Annotated in this window: 18 protein-coding genes; 8 read left to right on the forward strand and 10 right to left on the reverse strand. The window is 54.3% G+C overall.

Annotated features, from left to right (window positions below; genetic code table 11):
* Nucleotide 1: 1 nt before the first annotated feature.
* Both ACZ5M3_RS02010 and ACZ5M3_RS02015 read left to right on the forward strand, forming a co-directional pair.
* Nucleotides 2–1,912, forward strand: coding sequence for a molybdopterin-dependent oxidoreductase (locus tag ACZ5M3_RS02010; RefSeq protein WP_464841027.1), 1,911 nt, complete (start codon nt 2–4; stop codon nt 1,910–1,912).
* 224 nt (nt 1,913–2,136) lie between these two features.
* Nucleotides 2,137–2,781: a peroxiredoxin gene (locus ACZ5M3_RS02015; protein ID WP_464840052.1), complete on the forward strand. Its 645-nt coding sequence runs from the start codon at nt 2,137–2,139 to the stop codon at nt 2,779–2,781.
* A gap of 48 nt (nt 2,782–2,829) precedes the next feature.
* Here ACZ5M3_RS02015 and ACZ5M3_RS02020 read toward each other — a convergent pair whose 3' ends face one another.
* The 4 genes from ACZ5M3_RS02020 to ACZ5M3_RS02035 form a co-directional block, all read right to left on the reverse strand.
* A complete protein-coding gene (locus tag ACZ5M3_RS02020; RefSeq protein WP_464841028.1) occupies nt 2,830–4,230 on the reverse strand; it encodes a hypothetical protein in 1,401 nt (466 codons plus the stop codon).
* 191 nt (nt 4,231–4,421) lie between these two features.
* Nucleotides 4,422–5,126, reverse strand: coding sequence for an ABC transporter permease (locus ACZ5M3_RS02025; protein WP_464840053.1), 705 nt, complete (start codon nt 5,124–5,126; stop codon nt 4,422–4,424).
* On the reverse strand, nt 5,123–5,824 hold the full coding sequence (locus ACZ5M3_RS02030; protein ID WP_464840054.1) for a fluoroquinolone export ABC transporter permease subunit: 702 nt from the start codon (nt 5,822–5,824) through the stop codon (nt 5,123–5,125). The genes ACZ5M3_RS02025 and ACZ5M3_RS02030 overlap by 4 nt, the downstream gene beginning before the upstream one ends.
* Complete coding sequence (locus ACZ5M3_RS02035) at nt 5,821–6,495, reverse strand: AAA family ATPase (RefSeq protein ID WP_464840055.1); 675 nt, start codon at nt 6,493–6,495, stop codon at nt 5,821–5,823. Before ACZ5M3_RS02035 ends, ACZ5M3_RS02030 begins: the two co-directional genes overlap by 4 nt.
* A 52-nt stretch (nt 6,496–6,547) precedes the next feature.
* Here ACZ5M3_RS02035 and ACZ5M3_RS02040 point away from each other — a divergent pair, with 52 nt between their 5' ends.
* Nucleotides 6,548–6,700, forward strand: a complete 153-nt coding sequence (locus tag ACZ5M3_RS02040; RefSeq protein ID WP_464840056.1) for a hypothetical protein — start codon at nt 6,548–6,550, stop codon at nt 6,698–6,700.
* 81 nt (nt 6,701–6,781) lie between these two features.
* Here ACZ5M3_RS02040 and ACZ5M3_RS02045 read toward each other — a convergent pair whose 3' ends face one another.
* Nucleotides 6,782–9,229, reverse strand: a complete 2,448-nt coding sequence (locus ACZ5M3_RS02045; RefSeq protein WP_464840057.1) for an NHL repeat-containing protein — start codon at nt 9,227–9,229, stop codon at nt 6,782–6,784.
* Nucleotides 9,230–9,388: 159 nt separating this feature from the next.
* Between ACZ5M3_RS02045 and ACZ5M3_RS02050 the strand changes: the two genes are divergently transcribed.
* Nucleotides 9,389–9,979, forward strand: a complete 591-nt coding sequence (locus ACZ5M3_RS02050) for a SagB/ThcOx family dehydrogenase (protein WP_464840058.1) — start codon at nt 9,389–9,391, stop codon at nt 9,977–9,979.
* On the opposite strand, the gene ACZ5M3_RS02055 is transcribed toward ACZ5M3_RS02050, so the two are convergent.
* Both ACZ5M3_RS02055 and ACZ5M3_RS02060 read right to left on the reverse strand, forming a co-directional pair.
* Complete coding sequence (locus ACZ5M3_RS02055; protein WP_464840059.1) at nt 9,980–10,285, reverse strand: thioredoxin family protein; 306 nt, start codon at nt 10,283–10,285, stop codon at nt 9,980–9,982.
* Nucleotides 10,286–10,316: 31 nt separating this feature from the next.
* Nucleotides 10,317–12,722 carry a heavy metal translocating P-type ATPase gene (locus ACZ5M3_RS02060; protein WP_464840060.1) on the reverse strand — a complete coding sequence of 802 codons (2,406 nt, stop codon included), beginning with the start codon at nt 12,720–12,722 and terminating at the stop codon, nt 10,317–10,319.
* A 122-nt stretch (nt 12,723–12,844) separates the two neighbouring features.
* Between ACZ5M3_RS02060 and ACZ5M3_RS02065 the strand changes: the two genes are divergently transcribed.
* On the forward strand, nt 12,845–13,462 hold the full coding sequence (locus ACZ5M3_RS02065) for a TRASH domain-containing protein (protein ID WP_464841029.1): 618 nt from the start codon (nt 12,845–12,847) through the stop codon (nt 13,460–13,462).
* Here ACZ5M3_RS02065 and ACZ5M3_RS02070 read toward each other — a convergent pair.
* From ACZ5M3_RS02070 to ACZ5M3_RS02080, 3 genes are read right to left on the reverse strand one after another with little or no spacing between them, the layout of a single operon-like run.
* Complete coding sequence (locus ACZ5M3_RS02070; RefSeq protein WP_464840061.1) at nt 13,403–14,137, reverse strand: cytochrome C biogenesis protein; 735 nt, start codon at nt 14,135–14,137, stop codon at nt 13,403–13,405. The genes ACZ5M3_RS02065 and ACZ5M3_RS02070 overlap by 60 nt on opposite strands.
* Before the next feature lie 9 nt (nt 14,138–14,146).
* Nucleotides 14,147–14,506, reverse strand: a complete 360-nt coding sequence (locus ACZ5M3_RS02075) for a hypothetical protein (protein ID WP_464840062.1) — start codon at nt 14,504–14,506, stop codon at nt 14,147–14,149.
* A gap of 47 nt (nt 14,507–14,553) precedes the next feature.
* Nucleotides 14,554–14,907: a hypothetical protein gene (locus tag ACZ5M3_RS02080; RefSeq protein ID WP_464840063.1), complete on the reverse strand. Its 354-nt coding sequence runs from the start codon at nt 14,905–14,907 to the stop codon at nt 14,554–14,556.
* A 148-nt stretch (nt 14,908–15,055) separates the two neighbouring features.
* On the opposite strand from ACZ5M3_RS02080, the gene ACZ5M3_RS02085 reads away from it, so the two are divergent.
* The 3 genes from ACZ5M3_RS02085 to ACZ5M3_RS02095 are packed head-to-tail and all read left to right on the forward strand — an operon-like array spanning nt 15,056 to nt 17,532.
* Nucleotides 15,056–15,706, forward strand: a complete 651-nt coding sequence (locus ACZ5M3_RS02085) for a class I SAM-dependent methyltransferase (RefSeq protein WP_464840064.1) — start codon at nt 15,056–15,058, stop codon at nt 15,704–15,706.
* The gene (locus ACZ5M3_RS02090; RefSeq protein ID WP_464840065.1) at nt 15,678–16,799 is read left to right on the forward strand and encodes an ABC transporter permease; all 1,122 of its coding nucleotides are present in this window, start codon (nt 15,678–15,680) and stop codon (nt 16,797–16,799) included. The genes ACZ5M3_RS02085 and ACZ5M3_RS02090 overlap by 29 nt, the downstream gene beginning before the upstream one ends.
* The gene (locus ACZ5M3_RS02095) at nt 16,792–17,532 is read left to right on the forward strand and encodes an ABC transporter ATP-binding protein (protein ID WP_464840066.1); all 741 of its coding nucleotides are present in this window, start codon (nt 16,792–16,794) and stop codon (nt 17,530–17,532) included. The genes ACZ5M3_RS02090 and ACZ5M3_RS02095 overlap by 8 nt, the downstream gene beginning before the upstream one ends.
* Nucleotides 17,533–17,694 lie beyond the last annotated feature (162 nt).

Below are 17,694 nucleotides of genomic sequence, written 5' to 3' on the forward strand. Positions count from 1 at the left end.
CATGCCGTTCTCCGTCTGCATGAGGGACTGCTACGACACATGCTCGATGGTGGCCGAAGTCAAAAACAGAAGGCTCACAGTTAGGGGAAATCCCAAACATCCCATAACGGCCGGATTTCTCTGCCCGAAGGGGGCGCTTTTGCCCAAGTGGTTCCGCTCTGATGAGCGGCTCAAAAAGCCGCTCGTTAGGGTGGGTGAGAGGGGAAGTGGCGGGTTCAGGGAAGCTGACTGGGATGATGCCATCAAGCTTGTTGCAGAGAAGCTGAAGGAAACGATAAAAGAGTACGGGAGTGAGAGCGTTCTTGTTTACCAGTACGCCGGCGACAGGGGAGTCGTCAACTACGCATTCCCGCTGAGGCTGTTCCACTACCTCAACACCGCCGTGCTCGACTATGGAATATGCGACAGGGCCGGGCAGGAGGCCCTGAAGGACGTCTACGGAACCGCGATTGGTATGGATCCAGAGGAGCTTAAAAACCAGAGACTCATCGTCTACTGGGGGATAAACGCCTTCTGGACGAACCTCCACGGCTTCATGCTGGCGAAGAAGAACGGCCTCGAAATATGGACGGTTGATGTGGTGAGGACGGAAACTGCGAAGCGCTCCGACAGATTCTTCCAGATAAGGCCGGACACAGACGTTCTCTTTGCCCTCGGGGTTGCAAAGGCCATAATCGAGGAAGGCCTCTATGATAAGGACTTCATCCGCGAGAATGTTTATGGATTTAAGGAATTCAGAAATTATGTAAAAATGTTATCGCTTGATTATGTGAGTCGGGAGACGGGTTTGAGCGCTGGTGAGATAGAAGCCTTCGCGAGGGAGTTCGCCGAAAAGAAGGGGATAATCCACATCGGGTACGGCTTCCAGCGCTCCCTTGCCGGCGGGGAGGCGGTGAGGGCAATAGCCGTCCTGCCCGCCCTGGTTGGCCACCGCTTCGGCTTCATCTACGACATGAAGGCGATAGACAAGTCCTACGCAGAGGGTGCATTCCTGAGGACGAAGCCGGCGAAGAGAGTCCCCCAGATGAAGCTGGCCGAGTACATAGAGCGGGGAGAGGTGAAGTTCCTCTACATCTACAACTCCAACCCCCTCGCGAGCCTGCCGAACCAGAACAGGCTGAGGAAGGCGCTGAGGGAGAACGACGTCTTCGTGGTCACCCACGAGGTCTTTCTAACGGATACTGCCCTCTACTCTGACGTCGTCCTGCCGGCGAACACCTTCTTTGAGCGGCTTGATATAGCCGACTCCTACTACCACCGCTACGTTGCGCTTAACGAGCCCATTGCGAGGCTTTACGGAAAGAGCAACAGCGAGGTAACGAGGCTTCTCGCGAAGGCCCTCGGAATAGAGAACCCCTACCTCTACGAGAGCGACGAGGAGGTCATCGAAAAGGTTCTCGAAATCAACGGCCTCAGCTGGAAGGAGCTGAAGGAGAAGGGCTTCGTTAAAATCCCGGAGAAACCCAGGAAGTGGGAGACGCCGAGCGGGAAGATAGAGTTCTACTCCCAGAGGGCCGTGGAGAGGGGTCTAAGCCCGTTCCCAGAGTACAGACGGTTCGAGGGCAGGTACCCCCTCAGGCTCCTCACCCCGACCCACAGGATGACGATAACGAGCCAGTACCACAACACCCACGGCATGATAGACCCGAACCTTTACATCAACCCGGCCGATGCCGGGAGGAGAGGGATCAAGGACGGCGACGCCGTTGAGGTCTTCAACGACCGCGGCAGGATAAGGACGAGGGCAAGGCTCAGCGACGACGTTCCGCCCGGAGTCGTTCTGCTCTACAAGGCGTTCTGGGTCAAGCTCCTAGGATGGAACGCCAACTTTCTGACGACCGATGAAACCGCCGAAAAATACGGAAACGCTTCGGCATATCATTCAACCTGGGTCAATGTTAGGAGAATTTGAACAATAAATCCCCCCATACCGTTGATTTTTGACAAACCCGTTTTGGATTTTAGTTACAATATGGAAGTAAACTGGTGAAATTCTTTGATATCCATTCGGGACATCCCTTTAAATCTTCGAATATCTGTCAATATCTTCATGTTAGCCAAACCAAAAAGTTTATATATTCGAACCTAATTGGTTTATACTGAAGACGACACAGAAAAAGCAAGAGGTGATGGAAGATGGTCGTCATAGGAGAAAAGTTCCCCGAGGTTGAGGTCAAGACCACCCACGGCGTGATAAAGCTCCCGGACTACTTCGCCGAGAAGGGCAAGTGGTTCATGCTGTTCAGCCACCCAGCCGACTTCACCCCGGTCTGTACCACCGAGTTCTACGCCCTCCAGAAGAGGGTCGACCAGTTCAGGGAGCTCGGCGTCGAACCGATCGGGCTGAGCGTTGACCAGGTGTTCAGCCACCTCAAGTGGATGGAGTGGATAAAGGAGAACCTCGGCGAGGAGATAACCTTCCCGGTTATTGCAGATGACCGCGGTGACCTCGCTGAGACCCTCGGTATGATACCCAGCGGTGCAACTGTTACCGCCAGGGCAGTCTTCATCGTCGATGACAAGGGCGTCATAAGGGCCATCGTCTACTACCCGGCCGAGGTCGGCAGGGACTGGGACGAGATACTCAGGCTCGTCAAGGCCCTCAAGATAAGCACCGAGAAGGGCGTTGCACTTCCGCACAAGTGGCCCAACAACGAGCTCATCGGCGACCGCGCCATAGTCCCGCCGGCGGCCAGCGTCGACGACATCAAGGCCCGCGAGGAGGCCAAGGGCGAGATCGAGTGCTACGACTGGTGGTTCTGCCACAAGAAGCTTGAGTGAGCCTCTTTCCCTTTTTCACTTTAACTTTAGAAAATTAAAAGAAAGGGTTCAACTGCTTTCAATGTAAATTCCAATTGGGACTTTTGTGTCGCAGGTTCCTACGTGGTAGGTATATGTGCTGGCCCCCAAATAGATGTATTCTGAAACATCCTGACCAACGCCATTCCACTCCCCGTAATTTTGAATCCCTCCATATATATTAAGAGAACTCGAAGAGGTATAATATATACCTGCGCTCAACCCTGCGGCCCATGGAGGGACGGCTCCGCCGCTTAATGCCACTGCAAGAGCACCTATCGGAATCCCAATCCCGAAATCTGCCGAACATGTCCCGGAAGCATCTGAAATCAGTTGGGCAAGACTTTTTGAGTCCCCGACTCTAAGGGCAGTGGCGTATTTCATATCGGTCCCACTGTATATCCAATTCATAATTTCTGAGTCTGGCAGCCCATTCCTGCTTCCTCCTACGATATCATTCTCTCCGGTGGTCTTTATGTCATTGATACCCTCCTGAATGCGCTCCTCTCCAGTGGGCACACAGTTGTTTATACTGGCAGTGCAGTAGTACTCCTTCTGGTGCAGATGATAGGGTGTGGCTTTGATGTAGATATATCCCTTCTCGTTAGGTGCAAGAAGAATACTACGCGAGAAGTAATACTTACCTTCCATTGTGTAGAAGTCGTTTCCATATATGTCCAAACTTGGAGTGCTCTTCTCTGAAATCTCGTAGCCGTAAGCTACGGTAAGTCCAAATCTGGTGTAGTACTCTTTGATAACATCTACCCATGCGTTAATAACTCCAGAACTAGAATATTTATTGTCCACAATCAAAACTGGAACTTCAATGTAATTATCTGGTCTCCATGACAGACTCCAGTCGGTCTTCCAGTAATAGAACTGTCTGTTGGACCCCATCGGAGTTACACCACTGTTTTTCATGCTGGCTGTAAGGGGGGATGAGGGGAATCTGTGTATGTTGATTTTCACAGTCTTCTTTATGCCCTTCGAGACCTTTGTGGTGTCATAATTAACTACTGCAAAACCTCTGTATAGGTTTCTGCTTTCATAATCTAAAACCCAGACGGAGATCATCAGTGAAGAGCCAATACCTTTGGGATAGGCAGTCTTCCATTCACCGAGGACAGACTGAAGTTTTTCATCGGAGAGAGGTATTTTGACCGTATTTCCAGAATCCCAGAACTTCAGCTGGCTGGGTTTTTCGAGGCTTCCTAAGAAGATTGTCCTGTATACTTCATGGGTGGGGACCAACGCATCTATCTGAACCTGAACCTCAACGTTCTTTGATATTTCTGTAAGAGGTCTTCCCTTCTCGTCAACCAGTGTAATCTGAATAGCAGGTGGCTGAAGGGCGTTTGCCAAGTATACTCCCATTGTTCCACTCAACAAAAATGCCACAAACAATGCTCCGACGATTCTTTTTGACACCATTCTGATCACCTAATCAAAGTCTGCATACCGTATTAGAACATTAATGCTTATAACTTTTTCCTTTTACTATACGTAATCATTTCTGCTTTTTTTTCATAAAGTTAAGTAATTCCAACGGTAGTTTTGCTAACCACCGGAGTGAAAATAAGGGAGAGTAAATTAACGAACATTAACGTCCATCCACTAACATATCAAAGCACCCTTCTCTTGAACAGCCAGACGAATACGAAAAGCCACACCGCGTGAACTGCCAGCCCCGGGAGGACAGAGCTATAATCGGCCTTTGGGATCCCCTCAAAGAGCTTGTAAGCCCAGTACGTGGGGAGGAAAGCCGTGAATTCGCTCCAGTCTGTTGAGAGGTTCCGCCACACCACGATGAGCTTTATCGCCGGGGGCAGGAAGAGCAGCCAGCCGAGGACTTTGCCCACAGTTAACGCCTGCATCCTTGACTCGGAGAGCGAAGCTATCATGAGGCCGTACGTCCATGCCTCGAAGAGGAAGAAGGCTATTATGGCCAGCAGACCTTTCCGCGGAATCTCGATGTCGAGGATTTTTGGGGAGATGGCCACTAAAATGGCCGTTGCTATGGAAGCCCAAGTCAGCCTGTAGGCAAGGAAGGTCTCGCTCGATATAGGGATCACCTGAAGGGCCTGAACCGTCTTTTCTTCCTTTTCGTCGGCCATCATGAAGCCTGGCAACATGCCGAATATCATGGGAATAAACACCAGCACAAGGAGGGCCAAGAGGGGGTAGTAAACTCCCACGCGGTCCCTGAAGTAGCGGACGATGAGGAGGAGGACGAGCGTCATCGCCACGCTGTAAACGAGCATCGGGTCCCTCCTCAGGAGCTTTAAATCGGTCTTGTAAATCGCTCCAAACTTCTTCACGAAGCTCATCTCACTCCCTCCACAGCGTACCTGTAGAACCTGACTTTAGCGATGTAGTAGGCCAAAACCGCCCAGAGGATTAATCCAAGGGCCGCGTATGCCAGTGTCCTGGTTGGGACATCCACGAAGGGAGCCTTGAAGAAGTAGAGCGCCGGGTAGCTCGGGACTGCGTAGAGGACTTTCCAGAGCGGGTGCGTCAGGTAGCCGTGGTAGTGGGCGAAGGGCAGAAGCGAGACCACCATGACCCCCAGTATGGGGAGGAAGTAATCGTCGAGGTCGCGGTATTTCGCTGAAATCCCTATTCCAAGGAGCGTGTAGACTACCGATACCAGGAGCGTTCCGACTATCACATAGATAAGCCCGTCAAAGGAGCGCGTGCTAATGGCCATTATCAGCACGGAGGCTATCACAGAGAGGGCACCCAAAAGGAGGGTCTTGGCCAGGATGTAGTCCCTCCACTCGATTGGCGTTACCGCCAGGGCCCCTATGGCGCCGTCCTTCTTCTCCGCGAACAGCTCCGTGCCCACGAACATGAAGCCAACCAGCCCCGGCTCGAGGATGAGGAAAACCGGCACCATCGTGGGCAGATACTGCTCCGGGAACGCGAGGAGCATCAAGCCGTAGGCCAGCGCAACGAGCAGGTATATCGGGTAGACGTAGCTCCTGAACCCGACGATTACGCTTGTCTTCAGCAGGTTCCCCATCATACGAGCCGCCTCCCCGTCACCTTGAGGAATATCTCCTCCAGCGTCGGCTCCTCGGTGTTTATCCTCCTCACCTCATGGTTTTTGATGACCCTGAGGAACTCCTCGTTTTCGCCGAGCCCTTCGAGCGGGAACTCTGCGGTCTTAACCCCGCCATCTGAAACGTACTCGACTTTGAGGAGCCGCTTCCCCATACTCACCTTAAGCTCCTTTGGGTTATCAACGAGCCTCACCGCCCCGTCGACGATGAAGGCAACCCTGTCGCAGAGCTCATCGGCGACGTACATGTTGTGGGTGGTGAGAAAGAGGGTCTTCCCGTTCTCGCGCATCTCCATGAGCAGGTCTTTGATCCTCCTCGCACTCGCAGGGTCGAGGCCTTCGAGGGGCTCGTCAAGGAAGAGGATTTCAGGATCAGGAAGCAGGGCCCTCGCGAGGTCGAGCTTCTTCTTCATACCCTTCGAGAAGCCCGATACGAGCTGGTCTGCCTCCTCCTCAAGCCCGACCATCTTGAGAACCTCCACCGGGTCGAGGTGCCTTCTGTAAAAGCTCGCAAAGAACTCCAGGTTTTCAAGGGCAGTCAGCTTGGAGTAAACGGCCGGGAACTCGAATGAAACGCCGATTTTGTTGTAATCGCCGTAGTACTTCCTAACGTTCTCAACCTCTATGACGGGCATGGTTTCACCTGCTAAAGGTAGGCGTTGGGGGTAGTTATAGGTAACCCCGCATATGTGCGGTTATTTGAAGGTCTCATCGAGGAGCCTCTTCAGGCCCTTCCTCAGGCGCTCCTTCACGGTTGACGGGCTGAGGTTCAGCATCTCCACCAGCTTGACGACGTCGGTGCCTAACTACTCAAAGCCGGCAGAAAGCTCTCTGGTGTAAGGTACTGCAATCTTCAGACGTTTCATAGTCCGGATATCGTTCTCGTGAATTATTAGCCTCCCGGTCAAAAAAGAAAAGTCTTCAGCCGCCGATGCAATTCATGAAGGCGTCCCACATCTTGAACGGCCCGAGGAAGCAGGTGACGTAGCAGTTGCAGTCAAACGTGATATCGGCGCATTCGAGGGCACTGCAGATTGTACCGGGATCGGCCGGGTCGAGACCGTCCAGGGGAGACAGGCATGGATGTATGCTCCCCCAGCCCGGCTTTGGAAGGTTATTCTCCAAGTCGTCGGCATAGCTGTTTATCGCCGCTCCCCCAACGACGGAATTCGTTTCGGGCATCGGCGGCCACGGGGTTATGCAGCCAAAGCGCTCTATTGCCGCCCACACGAGGTGGAAGTAGTAGTTGAAAACAACCGCCGGTCCAAAGTTCTTGCTCTGGAGACAGCAGAGCTTGCATGCCTCGCCTTCGACGACACCGACCATCGCCGCTTTAAGCTTGCAGACATCGCACTGGTCAGAGCCGAGTTCTCCTCCCTCCATATTGCCTCTCATCGGCCCTGAGGGATAGGCACCCGAGTGCATCGAGCTGAGGGTGACGCTCCCAATCGAGGCAGAGAAGCCCGCGTAACCGGGGCCGTTGCTCAGCGTCGCGTTTACCCCCGGAAAGAACGGGACCGTCATGGTTCTGTTCTCAGCCATCGCCACCTCAAACTTCGTCTCGGCACCGCCAGATAGAAGTTTAACCTCGTGGAGACCGTAGTCGATGGGAACCTCAAGCATGCCCCTCGAGTCCGTCCTTCCGGCGTTCTCCCCATCCACTATTACCGTAACGTTTGAGGCGTAGAAGCCCGGGGACATGACCACAACGAGAGATAGCGTTAGGGGCTTTTCTTCCTCAACCTCTCCGGGAACTTTTGGGACGGTGAAGTACAGCGCCGCGAGAACCAGTGCGATTACCAGCAGGGCATAGCCCCTCCGATCCTTTCTTCCAACCAGCACTGCACTCGCAACGCCGATTGGGACGGCGAATATGAGAAGGACGACACTCCAGTGGTTGGACCCTCCTCCCTCTTCCACAGGGGTCGTTTCGGTCTCCGTGGCGTTCTCAACGAAGAACGAGAAGTAGCCCCTCCCGTCCGTCCATACCGTTCTTCCGGATACGTTTACGGGCACCCCTGGATGGCTGGCCATCCCGTAGATTACGGTTCCTCCCTCAACTTTCAGCGACCTGCTCCAGAGGAGCCCCGGTCTCAGGTCGCTCACCACGGTTGTCGTGTTCATGTAGACGTCTTCCCCGTCGAAGTAAACCGCGGTAAGGTTGTACCTGCCCGCGAGGAACGTTGCGTTCCAGACTATTTCCCCGCCCCACCTTACGAGCTTTTCGTTGACGTATAGGAAAAGGGGAGCGGTGAATATGTCCCCGGGCGTTACCCACGCCCTGACGGTTCCGTTCTCGTAGACGAGATGAACCTTCGGGCGGAGCTCATCAATGAGGATCAATGTCCCGGGCTGGCCGACGTAACCGCCGCCAAAGTCGTGGGTCTCATCGACATTGTAGAGCACGATGCCGTCGATGTATTCCCTGTTTACGTCGACGTATTCAGGTCTTATCTCCCTCTCCTCCCTGGTGACGTTCTGCACCTGCGTTGGTGGTCCCAGAAACACCGTGTTGAATGCATGCTCTTCGGGCCCCAGTGTGGAGTTGAGCGTCCAGAAAACACCCGGAGGGTCTATCATGGCCAGAAAGCCTCTGGAATCCATGAGGAGGATCCTATTTCCGAAGGCCTTTACGTGAAGGGGCCTCTCGCCGAGCTCCTTGAAGGAAAAGCTACCGTTCTCCGGGGAGAATCTCACCAGTCCAACGGCGTCGCCCTCCATTATGGCGGCGTACAGAAAGCCGTCGTGGCCAAGGACGATCCCGTCAGGTATGAGCCGGGAATAGCTGGAGGGGAACCTCCAGAGGTAGAAGGTTCCGTTTTCCGGCTGGAGAAGACCTATGCCGCCGTGGGGGCTTTCGTTCAGCTCTGCGGTAAAGTATATTCCCCTCGGAGTGGCGTAGGTGTCATAAACGTTCACAATCCCTGCGGATGAAAGGTCGTAGAATGTGAGACCGTCGCCGTCAAGAAGACCTATCCCACCGCTCCCGTTGATTTTGCCGGCGTAGTATGCCTCCCCCGGAACGGCAAAGACGTGGATGAATGATACCCCAGGGTAGTTCCAGATGTAAAGAACGTCTCCGCGGGGGTCGAGAACGGCCGGCGGCCCCCTGTCAGCCGAGAGGTACACCCTATCGCTCACGGACATCCCGTTTACCATAAACGGCAGGCGCCAGAATACGAAGTGCGTTTCGTTGATCTTCAGGCCAACCCTTCCAGTGTACTCGGTGAAATAAAGCCCGTCCGGGGATAGCCTGGGATGGAGTATCGAACCTCCGGTCCACCACACGGCGACCTTTGCGGGGGAGACCACTGGGAACGAGAGGAGCACAAGAAGGAGCAACCCGAGGATGGGCTTGCCAGCAGACATGTTCCCACCGTCCCGTATTTAGGATACTTCTACCTTGAAATTTATATGGGTTTTTGTTTGAAATCTGTCAATTTTAACGGCCCGGGAGGTTTCTTTAGTTTCGCAGGGCCACCAAAAGCCTAATGTATGAAAAAAGCGTCATAGATCATGGTGGTGAATATGAAAATCGATCTGCCAGCCCCTAAACTTGAAGGTGAAATGAGCCTGGAGGAGGCTGTAGATAAGAGGAGGAGCATAAGACGTTACAGAGACGAACCTCTAACCCTTCAGCAGATCTCCCAAATTCTATGGGCGGCCTATGGAATCAACCGGTGGAAAAAGAGGACCTCGCCGAGTGCGGGAGCGTGTTATCCCTTCGAGGTTTACATAGTGGCCGAGAACGTTGACGGTCTATCTCCAGGAATCTACCGCTACGACGGGAAGGCCCACGCGCTGGAAACTGTGAGGGAGGGACACTTCAGGAAGGCTCTAGCCGAGGCCTGCCTGAACCAGCGGTGCGTTGCCACCGCCCCGGTTAACATCGTCATCGTCGCCCACTACGAGAGAACCACGGGGCGGTACGGCGAGAGGGGGATACGCTACGTCCACATTGACGCCGGCCACATGGGGCAGAACATCTACCTCCAAGCCACTGCCCTGAATCTGGGCACCGTTGCAGTTGGAGCCTTCAGAGACGAGGAGGTAAAAAGGGTGCTGGGAGTCCCCGGTGAACCGCTCTACATCTTTCCGCTGGGCATTCCGGGAGAGTAGTTAGAGCCTCTTCAGTTCCTCGAACTTTACCAGCACCTCTGCCTTGCCCCTTATCAAGTTCTGCCTGGCAACCTCATTTCCGTCCTTCAGGTAGACCAGCGTCGGAACGTTGAGGACGTCAAAGCGGTTCACCAGGTCGCTCCACCTCTCGGCGTTGATGTGAACAACATTTATCTCGGGGAACTCCCTGCTGAGCTCCTCCATGAAGTTCTCAACTATTCTGCACGGAGGACAGCCTGGAATGGAAAACCACAGGACTTTCTTCCCGGACTCAAGGTCAAGGTTTCCGTCGTATTCAACTATCACGTTCACACCTCCCTGAAATAAAAATAAAGGGTCAGATTCTGGCCCTCTTCAGCAGGAGCGAGTTGCTAACAACGCTGACGCTGCTTATCGCCATCGCCCCAGCCGCCCACTCCGGCCTGAAGATTATGCCGAACAGCGGGTAGAGTGCCCCCGCCGCTATGGGGATGAGGATTACGTTGTATATCATCGCCCAGAAGAAGTTCTGCTTTATCTTAGATAGAGTTTTCTGACTGAGCTTTATTGCCTTGACGACGTCCCTTATGTCGTTCCTCATGAGCACTATCTCGCCGCTTTCCATCGCTATGTCCGTTCCGGAGCTTACCGCTATTCCTATGTCCGCCTGCGCCAGGGCTGGAGCGTCGTTTATTCCGTCGCCCACGAAGATTACCACTTCTCCCTTCTCCTGGAGCTTCTTCACCTCATTGGCCTTGTCCTGGGGGAGCACCTCGGCCAGGATGTAGTCTATGTTCAGCTGCCTCGCTATGGCATTGGCCGTTCTCCTGTTGTCGCCGGTGATCATGCCGACCTTCTTGCCCATTCTGTGGAGCTCCTCGATGGCCTCCTTCGCGTTCTCCTTTATGGTGTCGGCTATGCCGATTATCCCCACTATCCTGCCGTCTATGGCGACGGTTATGGCGGTCTTTGCCTCGTCCTCAAGCCTGTGAAGAGCCTTTTCCACGTCCTTTACAGAGTAGCCGTTTTCAGTCATGAGCTTCCTGTTGCCCGCGAGGATTTCCCTTCCTCCGACGACCGCTCTAACACCCTTGCCGGTTATTGCCTCGAACTCCTCTGGCTCTTCAATCTCAAGGCCCATCTCCTGGGCCTTCCTCACTATCGCCTCACCGAGCGGGTGCTCGGAGCGCTTCTCGGCTGAGGCGACGAGTCTCAGCAGCTCCTTCTCGTCCATGCCGAACGTGATGACGTCCGTGACTTCCGGCTTGCCCTTAGTGAGGGTTCCGGTCTTGTCGAAGAGCACAACCGTTGCCTTCCTCGCTATCTCAAGCACCTCTCCGTTCTTGATGAGTATGCCCATCTCGGCCCCCTTGCCCATGCCCACGGTCAGGGCCGTGGGTGTCGCCAGTCCGAAGGCACACGGGCAGGCTATTACCAGAACGCTGATGAGTGTCGTGAAGGCGAAGATGAGCGGTTCTTTGGCTATAAAGGCCCAGTACACGAAGGATGCCAGGGCAACCGTCAGCACTACTGGAATAAAGTACGTCACTATTTTGTCCGCTATTCTCTGGATGGGAGGTCTGGTGTTCTGTGCTTCCTCAACCAGCCTGATGATCTGCGCCAGGACGGTGTCTCCGCCGACCCTCTCGGCTTTAATCTTCAGCACCGAGTTCCTGTTTATCGTTCCGCCTATGACCTCGTCGCCCTCCTTCTTCAGGTTGGGTATTGGCTCGCCGGTTATCATGGATTCGTCAACGTAGCTCTCTCCCTCGACAACGACGCCGTCAACGGGTATCTTTTCGCCGGGCTTTACTATCACGATGTCGCCGACCTTGACCTGGCTGACGGGAACTTCGACCTCTTTGCCGTCCCTTATCACGGTCGCCTTCTTCGCCTGAAGACCCATGAGCTTCTTTATGGCCTCGCTCGTCCTGCCCTTCGCCATGTGCTCGAGGTACCTGCCAAGGAGCAGGAAAGCCAGCAGCAGTACGCTTGCCTCGTAGAAGTTGTATTCCGCAGGGAGGACGCCTATGGTCGCAAGCACGCTCGCTATGTACGCCGAGCCGACACCCATGGAGTACATGACGTCCATGTTGAGCGTCCTGTGCCTCACCGAGCGAATGGCCTTGAGGAAGATGTCCTTTCCCGAGTAGACTATGACCGGTGTCGCCAGCAGGAACTGTATCCAGAGCATGTAGGGAATCTCGAAGTCCAGTCCGAGGAGCCAGCGGTACGTCATGACGGTTATGATGCCCCCAAAGAACCACGCCACCACGAGCTTCCTCTTCATCTCCTTGAGGTGCCTCTCCCTGGCCTCTCGTTCTATGTCTATGCTCTCCTCGCCCTCAACGCCCAGGAACTGGTAGCCGAACTCCTCGATGGTCTTCTTTATGTCGTCCATCTCCACCATGGTCGGGTCGTAGGTGACGTTGGCTGTCTCTGTTGCCAGGTTAACCCTGACGTCCAGAACGCCCGGGAGTTCCTTGAGGGCCATCTCTATCGTCCTGACGCAGGATGCACAGGTCATGCCGCCGATTTTAATAATCGCATCCCTCTTCTCCCTAACAACGCCGTAGCCGACGCTTTCGATGGCCCTGATTATGCTGGATATGCTTACCCTCGATTCGTCGAATTTTACGTAGGCGCTTTCGGTCGCCAGGTTAACCCTGGCTTCCTTTACGCCGTCGAGCTCTTTAAGCGCCAGTTCTATCGTTTTGGCGCACGATGCACAGCTCATTCCGGTAATCTTAACATTCACTTCCACCGGAGTTCACCTCCGTTATATGCTCCATTAGTGAGATTCATGAAGTTATTTTTTGCCAAAGTGGAAAGGTAGATAGGAGGATTTTTATAGTTTGGAAGAAATAAACTGTACCGGTGGTGGGAATGAAGATAGACGACCTGGATTTGAAGCTCATTTACCTCCTGATGGACAATTCGCGCCTGAGCATCTCAGAGCTCGCGGAAAGGCTTGGCGTCAGCAGGCCAACGGTGAAATCCCGCCTTGAAAAGCTTGAAAAGGAAGGAGTAATTCTGGGATATACCGTAAAGCTGAACCCGGAGCTGCTCAGGGCTCACAACGTCGTTGCCCTCATAGTCAAGACGGACAATCCGGAGAAAATGAGTGAGTTCGAGGAGATAATTGAGATAAACCGCTTCACGAGCAGGAAGTACCTCATAAAGATAGCCGTTGAGGACATGGAGGAGCTGAGGAAGGTCATAGAGGGGGCGGGCTTCGAGGTCATTGAGATAATGCCCGTCCTTGAGAGCATTGAAAGAACAACCCCCCCGAAGGTCAGAATACCCTTCAAGTGCGACTACTGCGGCAAGGAGATAGTGGGGGAGCCGATAGTCTACAAGTACCACAACAGGGTCTACTTCCTCTGCTGTCCGACGTGCTTCAGGGAGTTCAAGAAGACGAGGGAGAACATAGAAAAGTTCATGTTAAAGGAAGAGGGCAAGGTAGAGCACGCTCACGAGCACGAGCACAACACCCATAACTAAATCCCCCCTACCGCTTACCGAGGAGAGCCTGTCCACGGCCCTCCCCAGCCTCGCGTACCTGCTCCCGTAGTGGAAGCCCAGGGTAACGAGGACAAATGGCAGCACGGATATTCCAATGAAAACCACGAGCAACGCCACGGTGATTCCGGGGGGATACTGGCCGGAAAGCAGGGAGCTCACCAGAAGGTACGAGGGGAGCACGCAGGACAGTGAAAGAAACGCCATCACTCCCCCAACAACAAAAGCCGCCGGTGGAGAGGTGGCCCTTTCAAGAACCTGATTGCTCTTTTCCCTCAGCGGGCTGGAGAGGGGTATCCTCACATAGCCCAGTGCCGAGAGTATCTTGTAAACCCCCACGGTTATTCCAAAGGCGACCACAAAGTACCTGAGCAGAGGTATCTTGGTGTGAAGGTTCATGAGGGCAACGGCTATTATCGAATAGCCCAGAAATGCGCCGGCGGTGAACGCCAGACCAACCCGGAGAACCTTCCTCTCGTCCGTCAGGGCTATCATAGAGAGGAGGAACACTATCATGAGGAATATGGAGGGCCGAAGGGCGTTGAGAATCCCGAGGGCTATTACCGAAAACGTTACCCCGGTAAACTCGGTCACCTGGCCCAGAGAGTCCAGCGGTATATCCGCGGCAGTCATAAGAATTGCGTCTGAAACCGACATGGTAGCCACCTAATGCTCCATCGATGGCGCCCCAAGGCGCACGATCTTCACGGATGAATATGAGTTCATTGATATATTAACTTTGTCCCCCCTCGCGAGGCACGGGACTTCTATGGGGTGGGTGTATCTGACCTTCAGAATCTCACCGTTTGCGTCTATTATCGCGGTGCAGGTGAGCTTTGTGCCGGTTTGATCTGGAATGCAGTTGGTATCGGCCAAAACAAGGGCATTGGTTGAGTTCAAGGGGCGTCCTTCAACGAGGACTCCGTGAAAAGTGTCCCGGGCACCCCCACCTCCCAGTGAAAAGTACCCAAGGGCTAGAAGCAACACAACCAGAACCGCCACAATCCCCGCTGCCACATCTCTCATACCTTTCACCACAGGAGCCATAAAAACATGAAAAACTCGGAGAGGGCTCACTCACCGCTCTCCTCGATCCCCATGTACTTTTCGCAGGTCTCGTGCATCTCAGCCCAGTCACCGCCCATGTACTGCTCCATGTACGGCTCCATCTGGCTCTCCATCTCCTCGTGTATCTCGGTGAAGTTGCCGCTGGCCATGTACTGCTCCATCTGCGCGTACATCTCGTCGTCCATCATGCCGTGCATGCCGTAGCCCATCATTCCCATTCCATGGCCGCCCATGGGTCCAAAGCCCCAGCGCGTGCCGGTTCTCTCTGCAGCGTCAAACCCACCGCTGTGAGCCATTCCCAGGGGAACGGCTATGAGCGCTCCAATGAGGAGCCCGATAAACAGGGACTTCCACTCCATTCCGCATCACCCCTTTATTTTGCTTCCATCGGTACATTACGGCCGAAGGAATAATAGGCTTATCATTGACACAATGTGAAAGGATTCCCCCAAATCTTTCAGAGGTGAAAGGATAAGGCCAATCAAATGTTTTCACAAGGTTAAACTGATGAACACCCCAAAAACAGCCAGCAAGTATGATAGGTTTTCAAAGGTCTACGACCTCTTTGAAAGTCCAATGGAAAGGCGGGCGTTTTCAAAGTACCGGGCTAACGCCCTTTCTCTGGCGGAAGGGAAAGTGCTTGAGGTAGGCGTCGGAACGGGAAAGAACTTCCCCCACTATCCCTCCGGCGTAGAGGTCATTGGGATAGACTTCAGCAGGGGGATGCTTGAAAAGGCAGAGAAGAGGAGAAACGAACTCGGCCTCAAGAATATCGGGCTTTTGCACATGGACGTCCAGAACCTTGAGTTTGAAGACAGCACATTCGACACCGCTGTGGGCACCTTCGTCTTCTGCACCGTGCCCGATCCTGTTAAGGGCCTGGGGGAGGTTTACAGGGTTCTAAAGCCCAGAGGGAAGGCCATATTCCTTGAGCACATGAAGAGCGGGTCAAAGCTTCTCAACGTCCCCCTCTACATGATGGAGCCGCTTATGAGGGCCATGCTGGGCACGTCCATGCTCCGGGAGACCCAGGACAGCATTGAAAAAGCGGGGTTCCAAATAGAGAATGTGGAGAACCTGTTTTTTGACATTGTGAGACTGATAATTGCAAGGAAACCGGGTGGTGAAAATGATAGCGAGAAAAAACCTGTTCCATGACAGGGGCAGGCTGGCGATGAGCGTGGCCGGGGTGGCCCTCTCGGTCACGCTGGTCATCATACTCCTTGGAGTCTACTACGGCATGACAACGCTTGGAACGAACTACATTGTACATACCGATGCCGATCTGTGGGTCGGACAGGAGGGAATCCACGACCTCTGGCACACGTATTCCCTACTCCCGCGGGGTCTGGGCGACGAAATAAAAAGTGTGGACGGCGTCAAGGGCGTCCACGAGCTCATAGGGAGGGCCGTTCAGATAGAGGTCCCAAACACCGGCGCCAGAAAAACCGTCTACATAGTCGGCTTTGATCCCGCCAGCGGGGTCGGAGGCCCCTGGGACATTGTCAGGGGCACGGGGAAACTGCAGAGGGGCGAGGCCGTGGTTGACCAGGTGTTTTTCAAGAGGAACGGCCTTGAACTCGGCCAGACGCTTAAGATTGGGGACAAGGAGCTGAGGATAGTCGGCGTTTCAAAGGGGACGTTCGCGGTGGTCTATCCCTACATCTTCGTGACGACCGAGGACGCGGCGGAGATATTCGGCACCACGCAGTACGTGAACTACTACCTCGTCCAGCTCTCCGGCGACAGGCCGGCCGACGATGTGATCAGCGACATCACCGAAAGGCTGGCTGGGAAGGGTGTAGCGGTCGAGATACTGACGAAGGAGCGGTTCATCCAGAACCACAAGGACGTGATAAACGAAAGCTTCAACTCGATACTCTTCCCGCTGGTGTTCATAGGCTTCATAATCGGGGCGGCGGTCATAGGGCTCACGCTCTACACCATGACGATGGAGAAGATGAGGGAGTACGCAATACTGAAGGCAATTGGGGCTCAAAACAGCTTCTTGAGGAGGATAGTCTTTGAGCAGGCGGCCATAATAACCATGCTGGGCTTTATAGCCGGCATCGGGCTCTCCCTGCTCGCCACGGCCCTTGTGCCAAGGTTCGCCCCGGAGTTCTTCGTTGAGATGAACCCCACGACAGTGGGCATAACCTTCGCGGCAGTCCTGCTCATGGGGCTGACCGCGCCGCTGATCCCGATAAGGAGGCTCAACAGAGTCGACCCGGTGGTGGTCTTCAATGCCTGAGGCCATCCTGAAGGCAAAGAACCTCACAAAGGTGTACGGCTCGGGCAGAACTGCCGTAAAGGCCGTTGATAACGTGTCCCTGATCCTCAAGAGGGGCGAGGTGGTACTCCTCATGGGGCCGTCCGGTTCGGGGAAGACAACGCTCCTCACCATGCTCAGCGGGCTCCTAAGGCCGACCTCCGGGAGCATAGAACTGTACCCTCCCGAAGACCCCCAAAGGGCCATAGAACTGACGGAGCTAACACAGGACGCACTTGCAAGGCTCAGGCTGGAGAGGATGGGCTTCATCTTCCAGCACTCCAACCTGCTCGAGGCACTGACCGCTGTGGAGAACGTCATGGTGCCCCTGCTGATCAAGGGCGTAAAAAAGGCGGAGGCCAGGGAAAGGGCCGAGCGCCTCCTGGTGGAGCTGGGCATGGAGGACAGACTTAACAGCAGGCCCTCCGAGCTTTCAGGGGGCGAGCAACAGCGCGTTGCGATAGCGAGGGCCCTGATAACAGACCCCGACATAATCATAGCCGACGAACCCACGGCAAACCTGGACTCCAAGAACGGGAGGGAGGTCATAAAACTCATCCACGAGAGGGCAAAGAGAGAGGGGAAGTGCGTGATGATAGCCACCCACGACCCCAGAATACTCGGCTTCGCGGACAGGATACTCTACATGGAGGACGGAAAGATATACCGGAAGGACAGCCGACAGGCTGAAAAACTGCTGCTCTTTGAGGACTGATCTCCTCCCCGCCCTGAAGGGCGGGACTTTCAGGAGAAAAACGTAATGAACGCAGGAAACGCCCGTTTTATTTCCCATTTCTGTCCAAAACCATTTATTGGGAACTTTCAGTTGAATACTGCCATATAATCAAGCTTTTCGTCAAAAGGACAGCTCTTGTCC

The organism is Thermococcus coalescens, assembly GCF_055392585.1.

Excerpts from the sequence above, each read along its gene's own strand:
- ACZ5M3_RS02010 (WP_464841027.1), top strand. The coding sequence starts at position 2 with ATGCCGTTCTCCGTCTGCATGAGGGACTGCTACGACACATGCTCGATG.
- ACZ5M3_RS02015 (WP_464840052.1), top strand. The coding sequence starts at position 2,137 with ATGGTCGTCATAGGAGAAAAGTTCCCCGAGGTTGAGGTCAAGACCACC.
- ACZ5M3_RS02020 (WP_464841028.1), bottom strand. The coding sequence starts at position 4,230 with ATGGTGTCAAAAAGAATCGTCGGAGCATTGTTTGTGGCATTTTTGTTG.
- ACZ5M3_RS02025 (WP_464840053.1), bottom strand. The coding sequence starts at position 5,126 with ATGAGCTTCGTGAAGAAGTTTGGAGCGATTTACAAGACCGATTTAAAG.
- ACZ5M3_RS02030 (WP_464840054.1), bottom strand. The coding sequence starts at position 5,824 with ATGATGGGGAACCTGCTGAAGACAAGCGTAATCGTCGGGTTCAGGAGC.
- ACZ5M3_RS02035 (WP_464840055.1), bottom strand. The coding sequence starts at position 6,495 with ATGCCCGTCATAGAGGTTGAGAACGTTAGGAAGTACTACGGCGATTAC.
- ACZ5M3_RS02040 (WP_464840056.1), top strand. The coding sequence starts at position 6,548 with ATGTGCGGTTATTTGAAGGTCTCATCGAGGAGCCTCTTCAGGCCCTTC.
- ACZ5M3_RS02045 (WP_464840057.1), bottom strand. The coding sequence starts at position 9,229 with ATGTCTGCTGGCAAGCCCATCCTCGGGTTGCTCCTTCTTGTGCTCCTC.
- ACZ5M3_RS02050 (WP_464840058.1), top strand. The coding sequence starts at position 9,389 with ATGAAAATCGATCTGCCAGCCCCTAAACTTGAAGGTGAAATGAGCCTG.
- ACZ5M3_RS02065 (WP_464841029.1), top strand. The coding sequence starts at position 12,845 with ATGAAGATAGACGACCTGGATTTGAAGCTCATTTACCTCCTGATGGAC.
- ACZ5M3_RS02070 (WP_464840061.1), bottom strand. The coding sequence starts at position 14,137 with ATGTCGGTTTCAGACGCAATTCTTATGACTGCCGCGGATATACCGCTG.
- ACZ5M3_RS02075 (WP_464840062.1), bottom strand. The coding sequence starts at position 14,506 with ATGAGAGATGTGGCAGCGGGGATTGTGGCGGTTCTGGTTGTGTTGCTT.
- ACZ5M3_RS02080 (WP_464840063.1), bottom strand. The coding sequence starts at position 14,907 with ATGGAGTGGAAGTCCCTGTTTATCGGGCTCCTCATTGGAGCGCTCATA.
- ACZ5M3_RS02085 (WP_464840064.1), top strand. The coding sequence starts at position 15,056 with ATGAACACCCCAAAAACAGCCAGCAAGTATGATAGGTTTTCAAAGGTC.
- ACZ5M3_RS02090 (WP_464840065.1), top strand. The coding sequence starts at position 15,678 with ATGATAGCGAGAAAAAACCTGTTCCATGACAGGGGCAGGCTGGCGATG.
- ACZ5M3_RS02095 (WP_464840066.1), top strand. The coding sequence starts at position 16,792 with ATGCCTGAGGCCATCCTGAAGGCAAAGAACCTCACAAAGGTGTACGGC.